The following is an 18671-nucleotide window of genomic DNA, read 5'->3' as shown; positions in this document are numbered from 1 at the left end:
TCATTACCGATTGCAGTGCCACAAGCCACAACGGCTAATTGTTATGCTTAACGGACCAGAGGGGGCCTCGCGATGAAGGTCATGCGCCAGCGGTTGTGGCCGATATTGCGGTGGGCGCGCTGGACCGCGAAGCCTGCCGCCTTCAGCTTGGCGGTGATCTCGTCCTCGCTGTAGCGCTGCAGCCCGATGCGCGAGCGCAACTGGCGATAATCCGACAGCGCGGTGCTGATCAGCCCGACCAGCGCGTCCTTCAGGAAACCGTGGCGCAGGCCAAAGCCCAGCAGCGCCATCACATCCCTGACCATGCCGACATTGGGCTGGAGAATGTCGCCCAGCACCAGCTTGCCGGAGGGTTTCAGGATCCGGCGGATGTTCAGTAGCGCGGCATCGAGCTCGTCCGGCGTCATGTATTGCGCGACCGAGTTGATCACGGCGAGATCGATCGACTGATCCTGCATCTTGCGGACGTCGTCGAGCGAGCGGACGCGGATCTTGGTGTTTGGGGCAAAGCGCGCGATCAGCCGGCCGCGCACGCCCGGCGCGGGCTCGGCCAGGATCAGCATGCCGCAGGCGGCTGCCACCTGGCTCGCCGACAGCGCTTCGCCGCAGGCATAGTCCAGCACCGTCGCACCCGGCGAGGGGATGTAGCCGATGATGTCCCGTGCAATGATCTGGAAGTGCAAGTCGCGATGCAGCTTGCTGACATAGATCGTATGCGTCGAGTCGTAATAATCGATCCAATCGTCCATGGTATTCGAAGGTCCCGGCCAACGGTTCCGAAAGAGGAACCGGCGCTGCCCGCCTTGCGTTAGGGGTGCGACGGCGCGCCGTCAATGTCCGCGTCCTAACAGGAAGGTCTCCCGTGAGCAAAAACAACAAGGTCTCGCCTGAACTCGATACCCCCACGGATCTGTCGCCCGACGGGGTCAAGAAGGTCTCGGAGGCACTCAACGTGCTGCTGGCCGACGCCTTCGCGCTTTATCTCAAGACCAAGAATTTCCACTGGCACATCAGCGGGCGCCACTTCCGCGATTACCATCTGCTGCTGGACGAGCAGTCCGACCAGATCTTCGCCACCACCGACCAGCTCGCCGAGCGCGTCCGCAAGATCGGCGGCACCACGCTGAAGTCGATCGGCCAGGTCGCGAAGCTCCAGACCATCAAGGACAACAACGAGGACTACGTCCCGCCGCGCGAGATGCTGCGCGAGCTGATGCAGGACAACAAGCTCGTCGCGGCCGCGATGCGCAAGGCGCATGACGTCTGCGACGAGGCCGGCGACGTCGCCAGCGCCAGCATCTTGGAGAACTTCATCGACGAGACCGAGAGGCGGACCTGGTTCCTGTTTGAGGCCACCCGGCAGGAAGGCGGCAACGAGGCGTAACCCACCACTGTCTCTGTCGGCGGAAACAGAAAAGGTGGGTTACGCCTTCGGCGAACCCACCCTACTGCACCGTGCTTGTGGCTACCGCCACAGCCTCATCAATGCGCCGTCCTTCCCCGTCACGGGATCAGCCGGCGGCAGCGCGACGTGCGGAATCGTCTTCAGCGCTTTGGCATGGTTCTCCGGCGTTGCGCGCGTGATCTCCATCTCGGCGCCTGGCGGATAGGCGCCGATCACGCAGAAATCCTCGCTCGCCTCGATGCATTGATGCCCGGTGCCGGCGGGCAGGACCGCAACGTCGCCGGCCTTGATGTCCAGCTCCTGGCCGTGGTCGCCGCCGAAACGGACGCGGGCGCTGCCGCGCGCGACGCCGAGCACCTCGTGCACCGTCGCGTGATAGTGCAGATAATCGTAGACGCCGTTGCGCCATGTCCCGCCCCAGCCGTTCGCTTCGAACAGGTTTTCGATGGTCTCTGCCGGCCGCTTCGGATCGAGCTTCACCGCGCCCTGGTAGACCAGGAACGGAAGGATGTTGTTCGGCACGAGCCCGTCATCCTCGAACACGATGGCGAGCGGCTCGGCCTTGTCGCGGACGACGGGCATGGCGGGTTCCAAGTTGGCATCAGACCTCGAAATCAAGAGAGAGCAAGGCCTCTTGTTCCTTGACAGTCCATACGCCGGCTTGACGGAGATCAAGGCGCAGGCGGCCATTGGCGGGCACGCCAATCAATGCAAGAAGAGGGAACGCCATGTACGCATCCGAGGTAGCGCAGCGTCATTTCTCGGCGGCCGTCGACGAGGCGGAGACAGCCGGCCTCGGGCACGAAACCGTCTGCCGGGCTTTGCTCAATCTGGTGATTGCGAAATATCTGGAGACGAGGCCGGTCGCCGACATCCAGGCGGAGCTGCGCTTCATCGCCGAGAACTGCGATCCCGACACGGACTTCATGTTCATGCGTCCGTGACGATGGCCACAGCCGGCGGCTTCGTCCGCCGGCGTTCTGGCCCTACGCGCTCTTCTTCTGCCGCATCAGGTCGGCGAAGCGCTGGAACAGATAGTGCGAGTCGCGCGGGCCCGGTGAGGCCTCGGGGTGGTACTGCACCGAGAACACCGGCTTGCCGTCGAGCTGGATGCCGCAATTGGAGCCGTCGAACAGCGAGACGTGGGTCTGTGTCGCGCCCTTCGGCAGCGTGGTCTCGTCCACGGCAAAGCCGTGGTTCATCGAGGTGATCTCGACCTTGCCGGTGGTCTCGTCCTTGACGGGATGATTGGCGCCGTGATGACCCTGATGCATCTTCTTGGTCTTGGCGCCAACGGCGAGCCCCAGCATCTGGTGGCCGAGGCAGATGCCGAAAGTCGGCGTGCCCGACTTGATCACATCGCGGATCACCGGCACCGCATATTTGCCGGTCGCGGCCGGATCGCCCGGACCGTTGGACAGGAACACGCCGTCCGGCTTCAGCGCCAGGATGTCCTCGGACGAGGTCGTCGCCGGCACCACCGTCACCTTGCAGCCGACGCCGGCCAGCAGGCGCAGGATGTTGCGCTTGATGCCGTAGTCGATGGCGACGACGTTGAACTCCGGCTTCTCCTGCCGGCCGAAGCCCTTGTCCCAGGCCCAGGGCGTCTCGTCCCAGGTGAAGCGCTGGCCGCTGGTGACCATCGGCACGAGATCCATGCCTTCGAGGCCCGGCCATTCGCGCGCCTCTTCCTTCAGGCCATGCAGGTCGAACTCGCCGGTCCTGGAATGCGCGATCACGGCGTTGGGCATGCCCTTGGAGCGGATCAGCGCGGTCAGTGCGCGGGTGTCGATGCCGGAGAGGCCGATGATGCCACGGGCCTTCAGCCACTGGTCGAGGTGCTTGGTGGCGCGATAGTTCGAGGGATCGGTGATCGCGGTGCGCAGGATCACGCCGCGCGCGCCGGGCGTCGCGGCCATGTTCACCGTCTCGATGTCGTCGTCGTTGGTGCCGACATTGCCGATATGCGGGAAGGTGAAGGTGATGAGCTGGCCGGCATAGGAGGGATCGGTCAGGATCTCCTCATAGCCGGTCATCGCGGTGTTGAAGCAGACTTCGCCGACGGCGTGGCCCTCGGCGCCGAGACCAAAGCCCTCGAGCACCGTGCCGTCGGCAAGCACGAGGAGCGCGGTCGGTTTGTGGTCCGGCCAGGCGGGATCGTTGTCATGTTGTGTCATGAGCGCGTTTCATAGTCCCCGGCGGCGCCGCCGTCAAAGCGGGAGAGGCCGGATTCACATGCGTTTTTGCATATTTGACAGGCCTCCTCCCGCCCTTAAGCTCGGCCGCACAATTTCCGGCAATTTCCTGGGCTTGCGAGGCAATAATGGACCAGACCACCCCCATTGTGCTGGTTCCGGGGCTGGCCTCCTCGGCCCGGATCTATGCTCCTGTGATCCCGGCGCTGTGGCGGTTCGGCCCGGTGATGGTCGCCAACCATATTCGCGACGACAGCATGGCAGATATCGCCGCCCGGGTGCTGCGCGAAGCGCCGCCGCGCTTCGCGCTCGCCGGCCATTCCATGGGCGGCTACGTCGCGTTCGAGATCATGCGCCAGGCGCCCGAGCGGGTGGCGAAGCTCGCCCTGATCAACACCCAGGCGCGGCCCGATACGCCGGAGGCCACCGCGCGCCGCAGTGCCCAGATGGAGCGCGCCAGGCGCGGCGAGCTGCGCGCCGTGCGCGAGGAGAGTTTTCCGGAGCTCGTGCATCCGTCGCGGCGCGACGATGCCGGGATTCTCGAGCTCGTGCATGCGCAGGACGAGGACGTTGGCGTCGAAGGCTATCTGCGGCAGCAGGCCGCGATCATCGCACGGGCGGATTCGCGGCCCTTGCTGGCGACGATCACATGCCCGACGCTGGTGCTGACGGGCGATGCCGACAACACCATCCCCAACGCCTTCTCCAAGGAGATGGCCGAGGGGATTACCGGCGCGAGACTCGTGATCCTCGATCGCTGTGGGCACCTGCCGCAAGCCGAACAGCCGGAGGCGACGGTGCGGGCGCTGACCGAATGGCTGGAGAGCCAGGTTGTGCGAGGGCCGCAAAGGGCCTAGATCAGGCGTCTATCTCGAAGGGATCACGATCATGCTGCGCGATGACATCAACAATGCGGTCAAGGAGGCCATGAAGGCCAAGGACGAGCGCAAGCTGTCCACGCTGCGCATGGTCAACTCCACCATCAAGAACGCCGACATCGACGCCCGCGGCAACGGCAAGCCGCCGCTGTCGGACGCCGACATCCTCGCGGTGCTGCAGAAGATGATCAAGCAGCGCCAGGAGGCGGTCGAGCTCTACGACAAGGGCGGCCGCGCCGAGCTTGCCGCGCAGGAGCGCGAGGAGATCGCGGTGATCTCGGCGTACCTGCCGAAGCAGATGTCCGAGGACGACGTGAAGAAGGCGATTGCGGATGCGATCGCCGAGACCGGCGCTGCCGGCATGAAGGACATGGGCAAGGTGATCGCCGCGCTGCGCGCGAAATACGCCGGGCAGATGGATTTCGGCAAGGCGAGCGGTTTGGTGAAGGCCGCGCTGTCGGGGTAGGGCTCTTACCCTCCCCTGGAGGGTGTTCAGACCGGGGACATGGTGGACGGGTGTTCGGAGACATCGTGGACACTTTCGACAGCAAAGCAAGGAGGCTGTCGGATGCCGTTCCGCGAGGTGTCTCGGATGGACGCGAGGTTGGAGTTTGTGATGTTGGCCTCGGAAGAGGGCAGCAATGTTCGGCAGCTGTGCCGTCGCTTCGGGATCAGCCCGACGACGGGCTACAAGTGGCTGGAGCGTTGGCGGCTGGACGGGGCGGCTGGACTTGTGGAGCAGCCGCGGCGCCCACAGACGTCGCCCGCGCGCAGCGCCGCGGCGATCGAGGCGGCCGTGCTTTCGGTGAGAGCCGAGCATCCGGCTTGGGGCGGACGGAAGATTGCCAGGCGGCTGAAGGATCTGGGACAGGAAGCCGTTCCGGCGCCTTCGACGGTCACGGCGATCCTGAGGCGACATGGGGTGGAACTTGGCAAATTCGGCGGCGGTTCGCCTGCCTTGATCCGTTTCGAACGATCGCGACCAAACGAGTTGTGGCAAATGGACTTCAAGGGCCACGTGGCCATGCACACTGGCCGACTTCATCCACTGACCGTGCTCGACGATCACTCGCGCTTCTCGGTTGCACTTGCGGCGTGCACCAACGAACGCACCGAGACGGTTCAGGAGCATCTCATCGCGGCTTTCCGCCGCTACGGCTTGCCCGAGAGGATGATCACCGACAACGGCTCGCCCTGGGGCGACGGACCGGGCAGCCCGTTCACCCCGCTCGGGGTCTGGCTGATCGAGCATGGCATCAAGATCAGCCATTCGCGGCCCTATCATCCGCAAACCATGGGCAAGGACGAACGCTTCCACCGCAGCCTGAAGGCCGAAGTCCTGTCCGGCCCGCCCTTCGCCGATCTCGCTGCTGCCGAACATGCCTTCGAGCGCTGGCGCACCATCTACAACACCCAACGGCCGCACGAGGCGCTCGAACTCGCTGTCCCTGCCAGCCGCTATCAACCCAGCCCGCGTGACTATGTCGAGACCATCGCTCCCTTCGAATACGCTCCGGGCGACGAGGTGCGCCGGATCCAGCAAGGCGGTCACGTCAGCTTCCGCGGTCGCAAAATCAAAGTCCCGAAGGCCTTCTACGGGAAGGCCCTCGCGTTTCGGCCAACGGCTCAGGACGGCGTCTTCAGCGTCGTCTTCAGAACCCAGACAATTGCTACCGTCGACATCCGGCCTCTCGACGGAAGCACAGAAAGTGTCCACGATGTCTCCGAACACCCGTCCACCATGTCCCCGGTCTGAACAGAGGGGGAGGGTCGATCGCGCGAAGCGCGAGCGGGGTGGGGTGATCTCTCCCCTTGGGGACCGCCTGCGTGGAGAGACTGTCACCCTACCTCGGTTCGCTCGCAGCTTCGCTGCGTGCGAACCGATCCTCCCCCTCCAGGGGAGGATGGGCACCTTTGATGCGGCATCGGTTCGGTCTACTCTCTTTCGACAAGAAGAAACGGGGAGTCACGATGACCGCGATCAATCCATTTCGCATCGCCATTGGCGACGACATCCTCGCCGACCTGAAGTCACGCCTTGCCCGCACGCGCTGGCCGGACGCCGAACTGGTCGACGACTGGAGCCAGGGCGCGCCGCTGAAATGGATCCAGGAGATCTGCGCCTATTGGGCCAGCGGCTACGACTGGCGGGCCCGCGAGGCAAAGCTCAATCGCTTCGCACAGTTCACCACCGAGATCGACGGGCTCGACATTCACTTCATTCATGCGCGCTCGAAGGAGCCGTCGGCGCTTCCGTTGATCATCACCCATGGCTGGCCTGGCTCGATCGTCGAGTTCCAGAAGGTGATCGCGCCGCTGACCGATCCCGCCGCGCATGGCGGCAATCCCGCCGACGCCTTTCACGTGATCTGCCCCTCGCTGCCGGGCTTCGGCTTCTCGGGCAAGCCGGGGACCACCGGCTGGGGTGTCGATCGCATCGCCGCGACCTGGGCCAAGCTGATGGAGCGTCTCGGCTATGCGCGTTACGGCGCGCAGGGCGGTGACTGGGGCTCGGCGGTGACGACCTCGCTCGGCGCGCAGGACCCCGCTCATTGCGCCGGCATCCACATCACGCTCGCCTTCAACGCGGCGCCGAAGGTCGATGGCGAGCCGACCGCAGAGGAGAAGCGCGCGCTGGCCGGCCTCAAGCATTATGTCGATCTGGATTCCGGCTACTCCAAGCAGCAATCGACGCGGCCGCAGACGCTCGGCTATGGCCTGACGGATTCGCCGAGCGGGCAGGCTGCCTGGATCCTGGAAAAATTCTGGGCCTGGACCGATTGCAACGGCCATCCCGAGAACATCTTCAGCAAGGACGAGCTGCTCGACAACGTCATGCTCTACTGGACGACGCAGACGGCGACCTCGTCGGCGCGGCTGTATTGGGAGAGCTTCGGCAAGCGCCGCACCACGCCGGTGGTGAAGGTGCCGACGGGCGTCGCGGTGTTTCCGAAGGAGATCATCACACCGGTGGGGCGCTGGATGGAGCCGAACTTCCCTCACATCACGCATTGGAGCGAGATGGAGAAGGGCGGTCACTTCGCCGCCTTCGAGCAGCCGGAGCTGTTCGTGCGCGATGTCAGGACGTTCTTTGCGACGGTGCGGTAGGATCAAGCCCATGCTGACCGAAGCCGCAACCTACGACGAGCTCTATCGCAACTTCCGTTGGGACATCCCTGCGCGCTTCAACATCGCGGAGGCGTGCTGCGATCGCCATGCCGACGGTACCGGCCGGCTTGCGCTGATCTATGTCGACGAGACCGGCGCCACCAGCCGCACCTCGTTCGACGAGGTCGCGGAGATGTCGCGCCGTTTCGCCAATGTGCTGAAGGCCGACGGACTTGTCCGCGGCGACCGCGTCGCGGTGTTCCTGTCGCAGTCGCTGGAATTGCCGATCGCGCATATGGCGGCGTTTCGCTCCGCCATGATCTCGATCCCGCTGTTCGCCCTGTTCGGCGAGGACGCGCTGGAATTCCGCCTGTCGAATTCGCAAGCGAAGGCGATCGTCACCGACGAAGCCGGCTGGGAGAAGCTGGCGAAGATCCGCGACCGCCTGCCGGAGCTGAGGAACGTTTACGTCGTCGGCGCGCGCGTGCCCGCCGGCACGACGTCGTTCTGGAATGCGGTGAAGGCCGCTTCGCCCGACTTCACGCGCGCGGATACCTCGGCCGACGATCCCGCGCTGATCATCTACACCTCGGGCACGACGGGCAACCCCAAGGGCGCGCTGCATGCGCATCGCGTCGTGCTCGGCCATCTGCCCAATGTGGAGATGTGTCACAATTTCCTGCCCAAGCCCGGCGATCTCATGTGGACGCCGGCGGACTGGGCCTGGATCGGCGGGCTCATCAACGGCCTGCTCGCGTTCTGGTACCACGGCATTCCCTTGGTCGGCCATCGCGCGCGAAAATTCGAGCCGCGGGCGGCGATGCAGATGATGGCCGATCTTGCCGTGCGCAACGTCTTCCTGCCGCCGACGGCGCTGAAGCTGATGCGGCAGGCCGGCGTCAAGCATTCCGGCGTCAAGCTGCGCAGCATCTTCACCGGCGGCGAATCGCTCGGCGGTGAATTGCTCGGCTGGGTGCGCGAGACATTTGGTGTTGACGCCCATGAGGTGTTCGGCCAGACCGAGTGCAACCTCGTGATCGGCAGCAACGCAAATCTGTTTCCGATCCGCCCGGGTTCGATGGGCAAGGCGACGCCGGGCTTCGATGTCCGCATCGTCAATGACAAGGGCGAGGAATTACCGCGGGGTCGGCGCGGCATTATCGGCGTGCGCCAGCCATGCCCCGTCACCATGCTCGAATATTGGCGCAATCCGGAGGCGACGGCGAAGAAATATGCCGGCGACGTCCTGCTCACCGGCGATCTCGGTGTGCAGGACGAGGACGGCTATTTCTGGTACGTCAGCCGCGAGGACGACGTCATCACCACCGCCGGCTACCGCGTCGGCCCGTCCGAGATCGAGCACACGCTGATGAAGCATCCGTCGGTGGCAATGGCCGCGGTGGTCGGCATTCCCGATCCGATCCGCACCGAATCGATCAAGGCCTGGATCGTGCTGCGCCCGGGCTTTGCCGGCAGCGACGCGCTGGCGCGCGAGATTCAGGACTTCGTCAAGGTGCAGCTCGCCGCGCACGAATATCCGCGCTTCGTCGAGTTCGCCGAGACGCTGCCGATGACGGCGACCGGCAAGGTGCTGCGCCGCGAGCTGCGGGCGAGGGGCTAGTGTCCTTCACGATCGCGCCCTGATCTACCGCCGCGGCTCCGAGAGGGCCGCACGCAGCATCGCGGCGAGATCCTTGCGCCGGAACGGCTTGGTCAGAATGCGCGCGTCGATCCCGTCGGGCGTCTTGACCGGATCCTGGCTGTAGCCGGACGTGAAGAGCACCTTGAGGCCGGGGCGCAGTTGAACGGCTTGCCTCGCCAGCTCCGGCCCGAACATGCCGCCGGGCATCACGACGTCGGTGAACAGCAGCTGGATGTCCGCGGACCGGCGCAGCACGTCGAGCGCCGCAGGTCCGTTCGCCGTCGTGATGACGCGGTAGCCGAGCGCCTTCAGCTCGTTCTCGACATAGGCGCGCACCATGTCGTCGTCTTCGACGACGAGGATCGTCTCGTGTCCCTCGGGTGCGGCGACACGCTCTGCCGCTGACGGCGCCTCGTTCGGCGACGTCGCGAGGCGGGGAAAGAACAGCCGGACCACGCTGCCTTGACCCGGCTCGGACTGCATCTGCACGAGCCCGCCGGATTGCTGCGCAAACCCGTAAACCATGCTGAGGCCAAGGCCGGTTCCCTTGCCGACCTCCTTGGTGGTGAAGAACGGCTCGAACGCGCGCCCCAACACTTCGCTGCTCATGCCGGACCCGGTATCCTTCACGGCCAGCATGACGTAGTCGCCGGGCCGCGGCTCGCCGTTGACGTCGAGGTCGGATTCGCCGAGCGATGTGTTGCGCACCTCGACCGTCAGCTTGCCGCCGTCAGGCATCGCGTCGCGCGCGTTGAGCACGAGGTTGAGCACGGCCGTCGCCAACTGGCCGGGATCGACGCTGGCGAGCCAGAGATCCGGCGCGAAGGTGAAGCTGGATTCGATGTGCTCGCCGAGGGTCCGCTGCAGCAGCTGCGTCATGCCGGTCACCTGCTCGGCGATGTCGATCTCTCGCGGCCGCAGCGGCTGCTTGCGCGCGAAGGCGAGCAGGCTCCGCGTCAGGTCGGACCCGCGCTCGGCGGCGGTGGCAATGTCGTCGGCGATCCCTCGCAATTCCTCGTTGCCCGCAAGCCTGTCGGCGAGGTGCTCGGAATTGCCGAGAATGACGGTCAGGAGATTGTTGAAGTCGTGCGCCACGCCACCGGTGAGCTGGCCCATGGCTTCCATCTTCTGGGACTGGCTGAGCTTGTGGCTGAGATCGGCGATGGCTGCGCGCTGCTGCTCGAGCGATTCGGCCGTGCTGTTGAGCAACCTCATCAATCCGCCGAGTTCGCCGCCCGGGTGAGGCTCCGCAATGCGCGCGCTGAGATCGCCGCGCCCGAGGCACTTCGCCATGGCGGCGAGCCGTCCGACCTGACGTCCGATACTCACGGTCGTGAGGATCCAGAGGCCGGCGAGGAGCAGCAGCGAGGCCACGGCCAGGATAGCCATATCCTCGTAGAGCCGGCGGTTCGCCGCCGCGACCAATCCGTCCTTGGACCGCCCCACCAAAATGGTGAGTCCGGCCTTGCGGATCGCGGGCGAGCGGGCAACGCCCCAGATCTGTGTGCGGCCGCCGCGATCGGTGATCTCCCGAAAGGGCTCGCCGTCGGGCCCTGATGCGAAGCGGAACAGGTCGGAGCCCGCAATGGATCCGCCGACGGGTACGCTCCAGCCGCCATCCTTGGGGGCGGCCAGGACCGTGCCTCTGGCGTCGACGAACAGGATGTCCTTCTCGGCGAGCAGCCGCTTGTGGTGAAACTCCGCAAATTTGTTCAGGTTGAAGGACGCCAGCAGCACGAATTTCAGCGCTCCCGTTTCCGATCGCACCGGATAGGCGATCTGCAGCACCGACAGTCCGGTGAGGCGGCCGAACACCGGCTCCAGCGCGACGACGCCGTGAAGATTTTTGACCTCTCTGAAATAGCCGCGGTCGTTCAGGTCAAGCGTGCGGTTGGTTCGCAGCGAGTCACAGAACAGCCGGCCGTCGGGATCGATCGTCAGGATACCCGTGAACTGCGGATACTCCTCGCGGACATCCGACAGAAACGCCGAGCATGCCGCCTTGTCGCGCGTGTCGAGGTCGCGGGCACGGGCGAGCCCGTAATGAAGCTGGGCAGTCCCCTGGATCTTCTCGCCGAGATCGCTCGCGATGTCGTCGGCGGATGCGGCGAGATTGGCCAGCGCCGCGTCGATTTCGCTCGTCCGGTTCTGCACGAAGCGCAGCCCGACCAGACTAGCCGGTACGAGCATGGCCGCGATGACGAGGATCAGTAACCGGGTACGCAGGCTCATCGGTGGGCGATCCGCTCTCGGGCGAGGGTGCTCGGAGGTACAATTTGAAGCACGATCATCTTGCCCGTCCATAGTGATCGGCGCGAAAAGCGCACGAAAGGCCAACGATTTCGCAGTGCGAGTATTGTTGTTGCGCTGCTACCTCGCGCGCCGGGCGGCATCAAGTTGCGCCGCCGCGCGGCGGCGCTAATATCGCGGCATGCGCGCGACGAAGATCGCGCCGATGCGCGGAGGGAGCTGATGTCCATCTCGGGCAAGGTCGATCCGGTGGTGCGTCCCGTGGCGGCGGCCGACATCGCCGAGGCGCTGGCCCTGGGCCTGCGCGATTTCCAGGCGCTGCCGCTCTACGGTCTCTGCTTCGGCGGCCTCTACGCCGCCGGCGGCATCGTGATCATGCTCTGTCTCACCGCCTTCGGCATGGTCTATCTGGTCTATCCCCTTGCGGCCGGTTTTGCGTTGATCGGCCCGTTCGTTGCGATCGGCCTCTACGAGGTCAGTCGGCGCCGCGAGCGCGGCGAGGCGGTCTCGTTCGGTGCGATCTGGTCCGCGATCCGTTCGCGCAACGAGATCGGCTGGATGGCGTTCGTGACGTTGTTCGTGTTCGTGGTCTGGATGTACCAGGTGCGGCTCCTGATCGCGCTGCTGCTCGGCCTCAATGCCTCGTTCTCGAGCTTGCAGGAGTTCATGACGGTGGTGCTGACGACCAGCGAGGGCCTGCTGTTCCTGGCCATCGGCAATGCGGTCGGGGCCGTGCTGTCGCTGATCCTGTTCTCGCTGACCGTGGTGTCGTTCCCGCTGCTGCTCGATCGCGAGGTCGATTTCGTCACGGCCATGGTGACGAGCGTGCGCGCGGTGGTGACGAGCCCGCTGCCGATGATCGGCTGGGCCGCCGTGATCGTGATGCTGCTGATCGTCTCGGCGCTGCCCTATTTTCTCGGGCTGGTAATCACGCTGCCGGTGCTCGGGCATGCGACATGGCACCTCTATCGGCGGCTGGTGGCGCCCCTTCCGTAGTGCCGTGGGCACGGCGCAAACGCGCCTTTGCCCACCCTACGATACTTCGCGCGCCCCGGGACGACAGCGGTCGACTACGGCATCTTGATCCCCATCGCCTTCAGCGCCTCCAGCAACCGCACCGGCGGGGCCATCTCGATGTGTGGCGCCTTGCCGGTCTCCAGCAGGCTCTTCAATCCGGAGAGGATCGCGGGCCAGCCGGTGCGGCCGCCGGAGAGGATGTCGTCGCTGAGCTCGCGGTCGTGGCGTTGGCTCAAGGTGAGGCGGACGGCTTCGCCGGCCTGCTCGATCTCGTAGGTGACGATGGTGGTGCCGAGCTTTTCCGCGAGACCCGGCCAATTGACGTTCCAGCTCACCGTGAGCTTCCTCGGCGGATCGTATTCGAACACTTCGCCGCGGATGTGCTCGGAGCCGTCGGGCGCGTGCACGATGAAGCCGCCGCCGAGCTTCGGCTCCATCTCCACGGCAAAGCCGGAGAAATATTTTCGGCTGAACTCGGCGGACGTCAGCGCCTCCCACACCTTCTCCGGCGTCGAGGCGATGTAGATGGTGTAGACGGTGAGAGGCTTGAACTGGTCGAGATTCATCGTGCGTCAAATCCTTCGTTGAGCGGACTCACTCGTCGCCGTTCTCCAGCTGACGTTTCAGCTCGCTGAGCGCGGCAAGCTTGCCCTGCTCGAATTTCCTGATCCAGCGTTCGCCGATCCGATGGATCGGCACCGGGTTGAGGTAGTGCAGCTTCTCGCGGCCATGCCTGATGGTGGTGATGAGGTTCGCTTCCTCCAGGACGGCAAGGTGCTTGGTGACGGCCTGTCGCGTCATCGCAAGCCCCTCGCAGAGCTCGTTCAGCGTCTGGCCGTTCCTGGCGTGAAGCCTGTCGAGCAGCGAACGTCGCGAGCCGTCCGCGAGCGCCTTGAAGACCTCATCCATGGCGACGATAATAGGCAACCAAAAGGTTGCATGTCAAGGTGGCATGGAACGGCTCACACGACTTCCGTTCCAGCTTTGGCCATGCATTAATGCGCCCGAACCGCAGCGAGTCCCTCCCATGATGTCCATGCAAGCCTATCTCGCCTTCGTCGCCGCCTGCATTGCGCTGGCGCTGCTGCCGGGGCCGATCGTCACCCTCGTCATCGCCAATGGCTTGCGCCACGGCACGCGTGCGGCGCTCATCAACGTGGCCGGCGCGCAGGCCGGGCTTGCCATCGTCATCGGCATCGTCGCGATCGGCCTGACCTCGCTGATGGCGACCATGGGCTACTGGTTCGACTGGGTGCGCTTTGCCGGCGCCGCCTATCTCGTCTGGCTCGGCATCAAGCTGATCTGGGAGCCGGTCGAAGGCGTCGATGTCGACGCGCCGCCTCCGCCGCCGCGCGGCGGCTTTTTCCTGCAGGGATTTTTGGTGCTGCTGTCGAATCCGAAGGTGCTGGTGTTCTTCGGCGCTTTCATCCCGCAGTTCATGGACATGAGCCAGCCGCATTTCCCGCAGGTCGCGCTGCTGGGTGCCACCTTCATGGTGACGGCCGTGATGACCGATGCGCTCTACGCCATCGCCGCCGGGCGCGCCCGAAAATTCTTCTCGGCGCGGCGCACGCGGATGCTGTCGCGCATCTCCGGCGGCTTCATGATCGGCGGCGGCATCTGGCTGGCGCTGACGCGGGCAAAGTGATCGCTTAACTCATTCCCTGCTCGTGCAGCGTGGCCTCGATCTGGCGCAGGATTCGCGCCAGCCGCTCGGCCCATTGCTGCTGGCCGGCCTCCTCAGTGATCAGGTCCTGGCGGATCTCGATGCCGGTGTTGACGAGGCCGCGCGCCTCGCCGTGGACGGGGATGGTGTAGTCGGTGATGTCGCTCACCGCATAAGGCTGGTTGTCCCCGACGACGAGTTCGCTCTCCTCCCGCAAATGCTGCAGCATCAGCCGCGGCAGCACGGTGTCGCGGCGATAGAGCGTGCCGATGTGCCAGGGCCGCGGCTCGCCGTAATAGACCGGCGTGAAGCTGTGCAGCGCCACCAGCACCGTCGGCTTGCCCGCCTTGACGCGCGCATCGATCGTCGCGCCAATCCGGCCGTGATAGGGATCGAAGATCTCGCGCCGGCGCATGTCCTTGGCCGCGGCCGACAGATCCTCGTTGCCGGGGATGGCGGTCGCCTCGGAGATCTCAGGAATCGAGCTTGCAACGCCGGGCGGCCGGTTGCAGTCGATCACCAGCCGCGAATAACGCTGCGCGATCAGATGCGCATCGAGCATCTTGGCTAGCCGCTCGGCGACACCGGCGATGCCGATGTCCCAGGCGATGTGGCGCACGAGATCGCTGTCCGCGACGCCGAGATCGCCGAGCGCGCGCGGCATCGTCCGTCCGTAATGGTCCGCGGTGAGCAGGAACGGCGATGCCCCTGCAATATTCACCTCATGCACGGGCGGAATGTCGCCCTCGCCGAGCAATTGATCGGTTGCGTCGGCCGTGTCCAAAGCCATCCTGATTTGCCTATGGAATGACAAAGTGTGTAAACGGAGTAGCGGGATCGCACCGATGCCGCAACTCTTGGAACGGCATGAGCTCGGATCGACTCTTCGTTTACGGCACCCTGATGCGCGGCTTCGACCACCCGATGGCGCGGCTGCTCACGAGCCATGCGGAATTCATCAGTGAAGCCACCTGCCGCGGCCGGCTCGTTCTGGTGAAGCATTATCCGGGATTGCTGCTCTCCGAGGTGCCGTCCGACATCGTCCATGGCGAGCTGTTTCACCTGCGCGTGGCGGACGAGCTCCTGCGCGAGCTCGACATGTACGAGGCCTGCGGCGAGGGCTTTCCGGAGCCGACCGAATATCTGCGGCAGATGATCGAGGTGACGTTGCCCGACGGCACCACCGAGAAGGCCTGGACCTACGTCTACAATTGGCCGGTCACCGATCGGCCGCGCATTGAATCCGGGCGCTTCCTCGATCGCTAGATATTCTCGAGCATGATCTTCTCGGAAAACCGCTGCGCACTTTTCCGGATCATGCTTCAAGCCGACAGCACTTCCTTCACCACGCGCACGTCGACCTCGCGCTCGACATAGGTCCACTCCTCTGTCCGCCGCAGCATCGCCACCAGCTCCTCGAACAGCGAGGCGTCGGCGGGTGCGAATTCGAACCAGGTCAGGAAATCGAAGGGGCCGCCGAGGTCGCGGCAATGATAGAGCTGGCGCGCGATCGCGGGCAGGAAACGAAGACTGCTGGCGATGTGGTGCGACCTGTCCTCGAAGATCTTGCGGCGCTCCTCCTGGGTCAGCTCCCACCAGGCCTGCGACTTGCGGATCGGGATCAGCGCCGCGCTGGTGGCTTCGAGCCGGCCGAGGCCGGCCTGCACGGCGACGAGCTGCTCCTTCTCCGCGCGCTCGGTGTAGCGCAGGCTGCTGGCGACCCCGACCAGTCGCCAGGCATTGCGCGAGGGCACCAGCGGCAGCGAAACGGCCTCGCTGTCGGTCACCGACAGCGCCGGCACGAAGGGCAGGGGCTCGCCCGTCACAGGCGAGAGCGAGGTCACCCGCCAGCCCCCGCTCTGGCCGCCCCGAAAGGTCCTGAACATGGCGACATGGAAGCGTGGAACCGGGCGCGGTTCAAGTGGCTCGTCATTCCGGGGCGCGCCCCTTGGCGCGAGCCCGGAATCCATTTCTCCGAGCATCCCGGCGGCGCAATGGATTCTCAGGCGCGCAATTGCGCACCATAGCTCGCGCTTCGCGCGCCCCGGAATGACGGAGCAATGCTGTAGGCCTGTGCATAGGTCGAATAAGCCGGATAACTCGCCTAAACCTGGCCTTTGGCAGCGCCGCACCTATATCCCTGATCCTTCGCCCGACTCACCCCGGTTCGCGCTACACAGAGCCCATGCGCTTCACGCCCCAGTTCCTCGACGAGCTTCGTGCCCGGCTTTCGGTCTCCGAGGTCGTGGGCAAGCGCGTCAAGCTGAAGAAGGCGGGGCGGGAGTGGAAGGGGCTGTCGCCGTTCCAGCAGGAGAAGACGCCGTCCTTCTACGTCAACGACCAGAAGGGTTTTTATCACGACTTCTCCTCTGGCAAGCACGGCGACATCATCAACTTCGTGATGGAGACCGACGGCCTGCCGTTCGCGGAAGCCGTGGAGCGGCTCGCCAACATGGCGGGCCTGCCGCTGCCGGCGGTGACGCCCCACGCGGCGCGCGAGGAGCAGCGACGGCGTTCGCTCTATGACGTGATGGATCTCGCGGCGAAATTCTTCGCCGAGACGCTGGCCTCGCGCGTGGGCGCGAAAGCGCGCGGCTATCTCGCCGACCGCGCCATTTCGCCGGCGACGCAATTGCAGTTCCGCCTCGGCTATGCCCCGCCTGATCGCTTCGCGCTGAAGGAACATCTCGGCAAGCTCGGCGTCTCCGTCGAGGACATGGTCGAGACCGGGCTGTTGATCGGCGGCGACGACATCCCCGTGCCCTATGATCGCTTCAAGGATCGCGTGATGTTTCCGATCACGGATCTGCGCGGCCGCGTCATCGCCTTCGGCGGGCGCGCGCTGGAGAAGGACGTTCCGGCCAAATATTTGAATTCGCCGGAGACGCCGCTCTTCCACAAGGGCGACAATCTCTACAACCACCAGACCGCGCGCAAAGCCACCCACGATGGTGCGCCGCTGATCGTGGTCGAAGGCTATGTCGACGTCATCGCCATGGTCACCGCGGGCTTTGCCGGCAGCGTCGCGCCGCTCGGCACTGCGCTCACCGAGAGTCAGCTCGCGCTGCTCTGGAAGATGGCGGACGAGCCGATCCTCTGCTTCGACGGTGACCGCGCCGGGCAGAAGGCGGCGTATCGTGCTGCGGACCTGGCTCTGCCGTTCCTTAGCCCCGGCAAGAGCTTGCGGTTTGCGCTGCTGCCGGAAGGGCAGGACCCCGACGATCTCGTGCGCTCGGGCGGGCGCGGTGCGATCGAGGAGGTGATCGGCGCCGCCCGTCCGCTCGCCGACATGATCTGGTCGCGCGAGCTCGAGGCCGGCAATTTCGCCACGCCCGAACGGCGCGCCGCGCTGGAAGCCCGCATCAGGGAGCTCACGAATGGCATCCGCGACGAGGTGGTGCGGCGCTATTATCGCGACGACTTCGTCGAGCGGCTGCAGCGCACCTTCGCGCCCGATGGCGGGCGCGGCTTTGGCGGCCGGGGCAATTTCCGCCCCGGTGGCGGCCGGCCGTTTCAGCCGCGGGGCGGGGCGAATCGATTCGGCGGACAAGGATTCGGCGGACAAGGGTTCGTCGGCGGCCGCCGCGGCGCCCCGGGTCCGGCTCCGCTCCCCTCCGGCCCCTACCAGGCGGCGAGCCCCCAGCTGGCGGCAAGCCCGATCATGCGGGGTCAGCGCAGCGCCATCTCCCGTCGGGAGGCCCTGATCCTGCAAAGCCTGATCAACCACCCCTGGCTGCTGCACGAGCATCTGGAGGAGGTTGCCGCCCTGGAGCTGGCCCATCCCGAGGCCCACAAGCTCCGGGCCGGCATCATCGCCGCCTTCGCCAACGACCATCACCACTCGCCGGACCCTGGCGAGCTTGCCGAAAAGATGCGCGGCGATCTCGAAAAGGGCGGATTTTCTCAAACCCTTCAAAGGGTTGAGAATGCCATCACGACCCAGGCGGTGTGGGCCGCCCGCGAGGGCGCGGCGCGGGACGACGTTCTTGCCACCTGGCACCAGCTGGTTGCCTTGCATCGGCAATGGCATTCACTACTTAGAGAGCTGAAAGACGCCGAGCTGGCCTTGGGGGAGGATCCCAGCGAGGCCAATTTGGCGTGGCTGCGTGACGTCAAGGCTCGGATAGGGGAAGTCGACGGTACCGAGGCCCTGATCGAGGGTTTTGGCGAGCTGTCGGGCCGGCTCCAGAAGAGCATGTGATGAAAGAAACATGCGGACGGACGGGCCAGGTACCGCTAAAAGACTCGCCAAATCCGTGATTTGGCGGCAAAAACAGGGTTAATCGAGGCTTAACGGTCTTGTAGCACTTTGGCCCCAAGGCGGCCGCAGGCATAACAGACGCGTCAGGAATGAATCCGCGCAATCGCTGTTGGCACTACACCTGCATCCGCCGCGACAAAGAGGCTGACGAAGCGTTAGGCAATTCCGGCGAGAGAAAGTTGGGGGTGGCGAGAGGTTTGTGCGCCGCCCTTTCCGTGTCGAGAGCTGCCGAAGCGAGAGCGTCGAGCA

Annotated in this window: 20 protein-coding genes; 11 read left to right on the top strand and 9 right to left on the bottom strand. The window is 65.3% G+C overall.

The genetic code is table 11. From position 1 onward, the window contains the following. Positions 1-47 precede the first annotated feature (47 nt). Entirely contained in the window at positions 48-749 is a 702-nt protein-coding gene (locus tag BDOA9_RS01455) for a class I SAM-dependent methyltransferase (RefSeq protein WP_025032172.1), read from the bottom strand. Positions 750-862: 113 nt separating this feature from the next. Between BDOA9_RS01455 and BDOA9_RS01450 the strand changes: the two genes are divergently transcribed. After that, the gene (locus BDOA9_RS01450; RefSeq protein WP_025032171.1) at positions 863-1384 is read left to right on the top strand and encodes a Dps family protein; all 522 of its coding nucleotides are present in this window, start codon (positions 863-865) and stop codon (positions 1382-1384) included. A gap of 81 nt (positions 1385-1465) precedes the next feature. Here BDOA9_RS01450 and BDOA9_RS01445 read toward each other — a convergent pair whose 3' ends face one another. Then, positions 1466-1987, bottom strand: coding sequence for a cupin domain-containing protein (locus tag BDOA9_RS01445; protein WP_025032170.1), 522 nt, complete (start codon positions 1985-1987; stop codon positions 1466-1468). Positions 1988-2006: 19 nt separating this feature from the next. After that, the gene (locus BDOA9_RS39860; RefSeq protein WP_256375385.1) at positions 2007-2135 is read right to left on the bottom strand and encodes a hypothetical protein; all 129 of its coding nucleotides are present in this window, start codon (positions 2133-2135) and stop codon (positions 2007-2009) included. Here BDOA9_RS39860 and BDOA9_RS01440 point away from each other — a divergent pair. Further along, on the top strand, positions 2134-2349 hold the full coding sequence (locus BDOA9_RS01440) for a hypothetical protein (RefSeq protein ID WP_025032169.1): 216 nt from the start codon (positions 2134-2136) through the stop codon (positions 2347-2349). The genes BDOA9_RS39860 and BDOA9_RS01440 overlap by 2 nt on opposite strands. Before the next feature lie 42 nt (positions 2350-2391). On the opposite strand, the gene carA is transcribed toward BDOA9_RS01440, so the two are convergent. Continuing rightward, on the bottom strand, positions 2392-3582 hold the full coding sequence (gene carA, locus BDOA9_RS01435; protein ID WP_025032168.1) for a glutamine-hydrolyzing carbamoyl-phosphate synthase small subunit: 1191 nt from the start codon (positions 3580-3582) through the stop codon (positions 2392-2394). Between the two features lie 146 nt (positions 3583-3728). Here carA and BDOA9_RS01430 point away from each other — a divergent pair, with 146 nt between their 5' ends. From BDOA9_RS01430 to BDOA9_RS01410, 5 genes are all read left to right on the top strand, one after another. Beyond that, positions 3729-4457 (top strand): alpha/beta fold hydrolase, encoded by a 729-nt coding sequence (locus BDOA9_RS01430; RefSeq protein WP_025032167.1) that lies wholly within the window; start codon positions 3729-3731, stop codon positions 4455-4457. Positions 4458-4488: 31 nt separating this feature from the next. Further along, positions 4489-4944: a GatB/YqeY domain-containing protein gene (locus BDOA9_RS01425; RefSeq protein WP_025032166.1), complete on the top strand. Its 456-nt coding sequence runs from the start codon at positions 4489-4491 to the stop codon at positions 4942-4944. Positions 4945-5046: 102 nt separating this feature from the next. Next, a complete protein-coding gene (locus BDOA9_RS01420; protein ID WP_025032165.1) occupies positions 5047-6234 on the top strand; it encodes an IS481 family transposase in 1188 nt (395 codons plus the stop codon). Between the two features lie 215 nt (positions 6235-6449). Continuing rightward, positions 6450-7586 (top strand): epoxide hydrolase family protein, encoded by a 1137-nt coding sequence (locus tag BDOA9_RS01415; protein ID WP_025032164.1) that lies wholly within the window; start codon positions 6450-6452, stop codon positions 7584-7586. 10 nt (positions 7587-7596) lie between these two features. Next, complete coding sequence (locus BDOA9_RS01410) at positions 7597-9207, top strand: acyl-CoA synthetase (RefSeq protein WP_025032163.1); 1611 nt, start codon at positions 7597-7599, stop codon at positions 9205-9207. 24 nt (positions 9208-9231) lie between these two features. Here the strand turns inward: BDOA9_RS01410 and BDOA9_RS01405 are convergent, their stop codons facing one another. Further along, complete coding sequence (locus BDOA9_RS01405; protein WP_025032162.1) at positions 9232-11460, bottom strand: ATP-binding protein; 2229 nt, start codon at positions 11458-11460, stop codon at positions 9232-9234. 240 nt (positions 11461-11700) lie between these two features. On the opposite strand from BDOA9_RS01405, the gene BDOA9_RS01400 reads away from it, so the two are divergent. Then, positions 11701-12474, top strand: coding sequence for a DUF2189 domain-containing protein (locus BDOA9_RS01400; protein WP_025032161.1), 774 nt, complete (start codon positions 11701-11703; stop codon positions 12472-12474). A 74-nt stretch (positions 12475-12548) separates the two neighbouring features. On the opposite strand, the gene BDOA9_RS01395 is transcribed toward BDOA9_RS01400, so the two are convergent. Beyond that, the gene (locus BDOA9_RS01395; protein ID WP_025032160.1) at positions 12549-13061 is read right to left on the bottom strand and encodes an SRPBCC family protein; all 513 of its coding nucleotides are present in this window, start codon (positions 13059-13061) and stop codon (positions 12549-12551) included. 28 nt (positions 13062-13089) lie between these two features. Beyond that, on the bottom strand, positions 13090-13404 hold the full coding sequence (locus BDOA9_RS01390; RefSeq protein ID WP_025032159.1) for an ArsR/SmtB family transcription factor: 315 nt from the start codon (positions 13402-13404) through the stop codon (positions 13090-13092). Between the two features lie 118 nt (positions 13405-13522). Between BDOA9_RS01390 and BDOA9_RS01385 the strand changes: the two genes are divergently transcribed. Then, the gene (locus tag BDOA9_RS01385; protein ID WP_082847771.1) at positions 13523-14143 is read left to right on the top strand and encodes a LysE family translocator; all 621 of its coding nucleotides are present in this window, start codon (positions 13523-13525) and stop codon (positions 14141-14143) included. Between the two features lie 4 nt (positions 14144-14147). Here BDOA9_RS01385 and BDOA9_RS01380 read toward each other — a convergent pair whose 3' ends face one another. Further along, positions 14148-14951, bottom strand: coding sequence for an N-formylglutamate amidohydrolase (locus BDOA9_RS01380; protein WP_025032157.1), 804 nt, complete (start codon positions 14949-14951; stop codon positions 14148-14150). A 77-nt stretch (positions 14952-15028) separates the two neighbouring features. Here BDOA9_RS01380 and BDOA9_RS01375 point away from each other — a divergent pair, with 77 nt between their 5' ends. Then, positions 15029-15427: a gamma-glutamylcyclotransferase family protein gene (locus BDOA9_RS01375; RefSeq protein WP_025032156.1), complete on the top strand. Its 399-nt coding sequence runs from the start codon at positions 15029-15031 to the stop codon at positions 15425-15427. A 56-nt stretch (positions 15428-15483) separates the two neighbouring features. Here BDOA9_RS01375 and BDOA9_RS01370 read toward each other — a convergent pair whose 3' ends face one another. Then, positions 15484-16047 (bottom strand): chlorite dismutase family protein, encoded by a 564-nt coding sequence (locus BDOA9_RS01370; protein ID WP_025032155.1) that lies wholly within the window; start codon positions 16045-16047, stop codon positions 15484-15486. Between the two features lie 299 nt (positions 16048-16346). On the opposite strand from BDOA9_RS01370, the gene dnaG reads away from it, so the two are divergent. Continuing rightward, on the top strand, positions 16347-18362 hold the full coding sequence (gene dnaG, locus BDOA9_RS01365; RefSeq protein ID WP_025032154.1) for a DNA primase: 2016 nt from the start codon (positions 16347-16349) through the stop codon (positions 18360-18362). The last annotated feature ends 309 nt before the right edge of the window (positions 18363-18671 follow it).

Source organism: Bradyrhizobium sp. DOA9 (assembly GCF_000617845.2).
Taxonomy (GTDB): Bacteria; Pseudomonadota; Alphaproteobacteria; order Rhizobiales; family Xanthobacteraceae; genus Bradyrhizobium.
This window is presented reverse-complemented; position numbering and strand designations above follow the sequence as displayed.

Excerpts from the sequence above, each read along its gene's own strand:
- BDOA9_RS01395 (WP_025032160.1), bottom strand. The coding sequence starts at position 13,061 with ATGAATCTCGACCAGTTCAAGCCTCTCACCGTCTACACCATCTACATC.
- BDOA9_RS01410 (WP_025032163.1), top strand. The coding sequence starts at position 7,597 with ATGCTGACCGAAGCCGCAACCTACGACGAGCTCTATCGCAACTTCCGT.
- BDOA9_RS01420 (WP_025032165.1), top strand. The coding sequence starts at position 5,047 with ATGCCGTTCCGCGAGGTGTCTCGGATGGACGCGAGGTTGGAGTTTGTG.
- BDOA9_RS39860 (WP_256375385.1), bottom strand. The coding sequence starts at position 2,135 with ATGGCGTTCCCTCTTCTTGCATTGATTGGCGTGCCCGCCAATGGCCGC.
- BDOA9_RS01385 (WP_082847771.1), top strand. The coding sequence starts at position 13,523 with ATGATGTCCATGCAAGCCTATCTCGCCTTCGTCGCCGCCTGCATTGCG.
- BDOA9_RS01415 (WP_025032164.1), top strand. The coding sequence starts at position 6,450 with ATGACCGCGATCAATCCATTTCGCATCGCCATTGGCGACGACATCCTC.
- BDOA9_RS01375 (WP_025032156.1), top strand. The coding sequence starts at position 15,029 with ATGAGCTCGGATCGACTCTTCGTTTACGGCACCCTGATGCGCGGCTTC.
- BDOA9_RS01445 (WP_025032170.1), bottom strand. The coding sequence starts at position 1,987 with ATGCCCGTCGTCCGCGACAAGGCCGAGCCGCTCGCCATCGTGTTCGAG.
- BDOA9_RS01390 (WP_025032159.1), bottom strand. The coding sequence starts at position 13,404 with ATGGATGAGGTCTTCAAGGCGCTCGCGGACGGCTCGCGACGTTCGCTG.
- BDOA9_RS01440 (WP_025032169.1), top strand. The coding sequence starts at position 2,134 with ATGTACGCATCCGAGGTAGCGCAGCGTCATTTCTCGGCGGCCGTCGAC.
- BDOA9_RS01380 (WP_025032157.1), bottom strand. The coding sequence starts at position 14,951 with ATGGCTTTGGACACGGCCGACGCAACCGATCAATTGCTCGGCGAGGGC.
- dnaG (WP_025032154.1), top strand. The coding sequence starts at position 16,347 with ATGCGCTTCACGCCCCAGTTCCTCGACGAGCTTCGTGCCCGGCTTTCG.
- BDOA9_RS01400 (WP_025032161.1), top strand. The coding sequence starts at position 11,701 with ATGTCCATCTCGGGCAAGGTCGATCCGGTGGTGCGTCCCGTGGCGGCG.
- BDOA9_RS01430 (WP_025032167.1), top strand. The coding sequence starts at position 3,729 with ATGGACCAGACCACCCCCATTGTGCTGGTTCCGGGGCTGGCCTCCTCG.
- BDOA9_RS01425 (WP_025032166.1), top strand. The coding sequence starts at position 4,489 with ATGCTGCGCGATGACATCAACAATGCGGTCAAGGAGGCCATGAAGGCC.
- BDOA9_RS01370 (WP_025032155.1), bottom strand. The coding sequence starts at position 16,047 with ATGTTCAGGACCTTTCGGGGCGGCCAGAGCGGGGGCTGGCGGGTGACC.
- BDOA9_RS01405 (WP_025032162.1), bottom strand. The coding sequence starts at position 11,460 with ATGAGCCTGCGTACCCGGTTACTGATCCTCGTCATCGCGGCCATGCTC.
- BDOA9_RS01455 (WP_025032172.1), bottom strand. The coding sequence starts at position 749 with ATGGACGATTGGATCGATTATTACGACTCGACGCATACGATCTATGTC.
- carA (WP_025032168.1), bottom strand. The coding sequence starts at position 3,582 with ATGACACAACATGACAACGATCCCGCCTGGCCGGACCACAAACCGACC.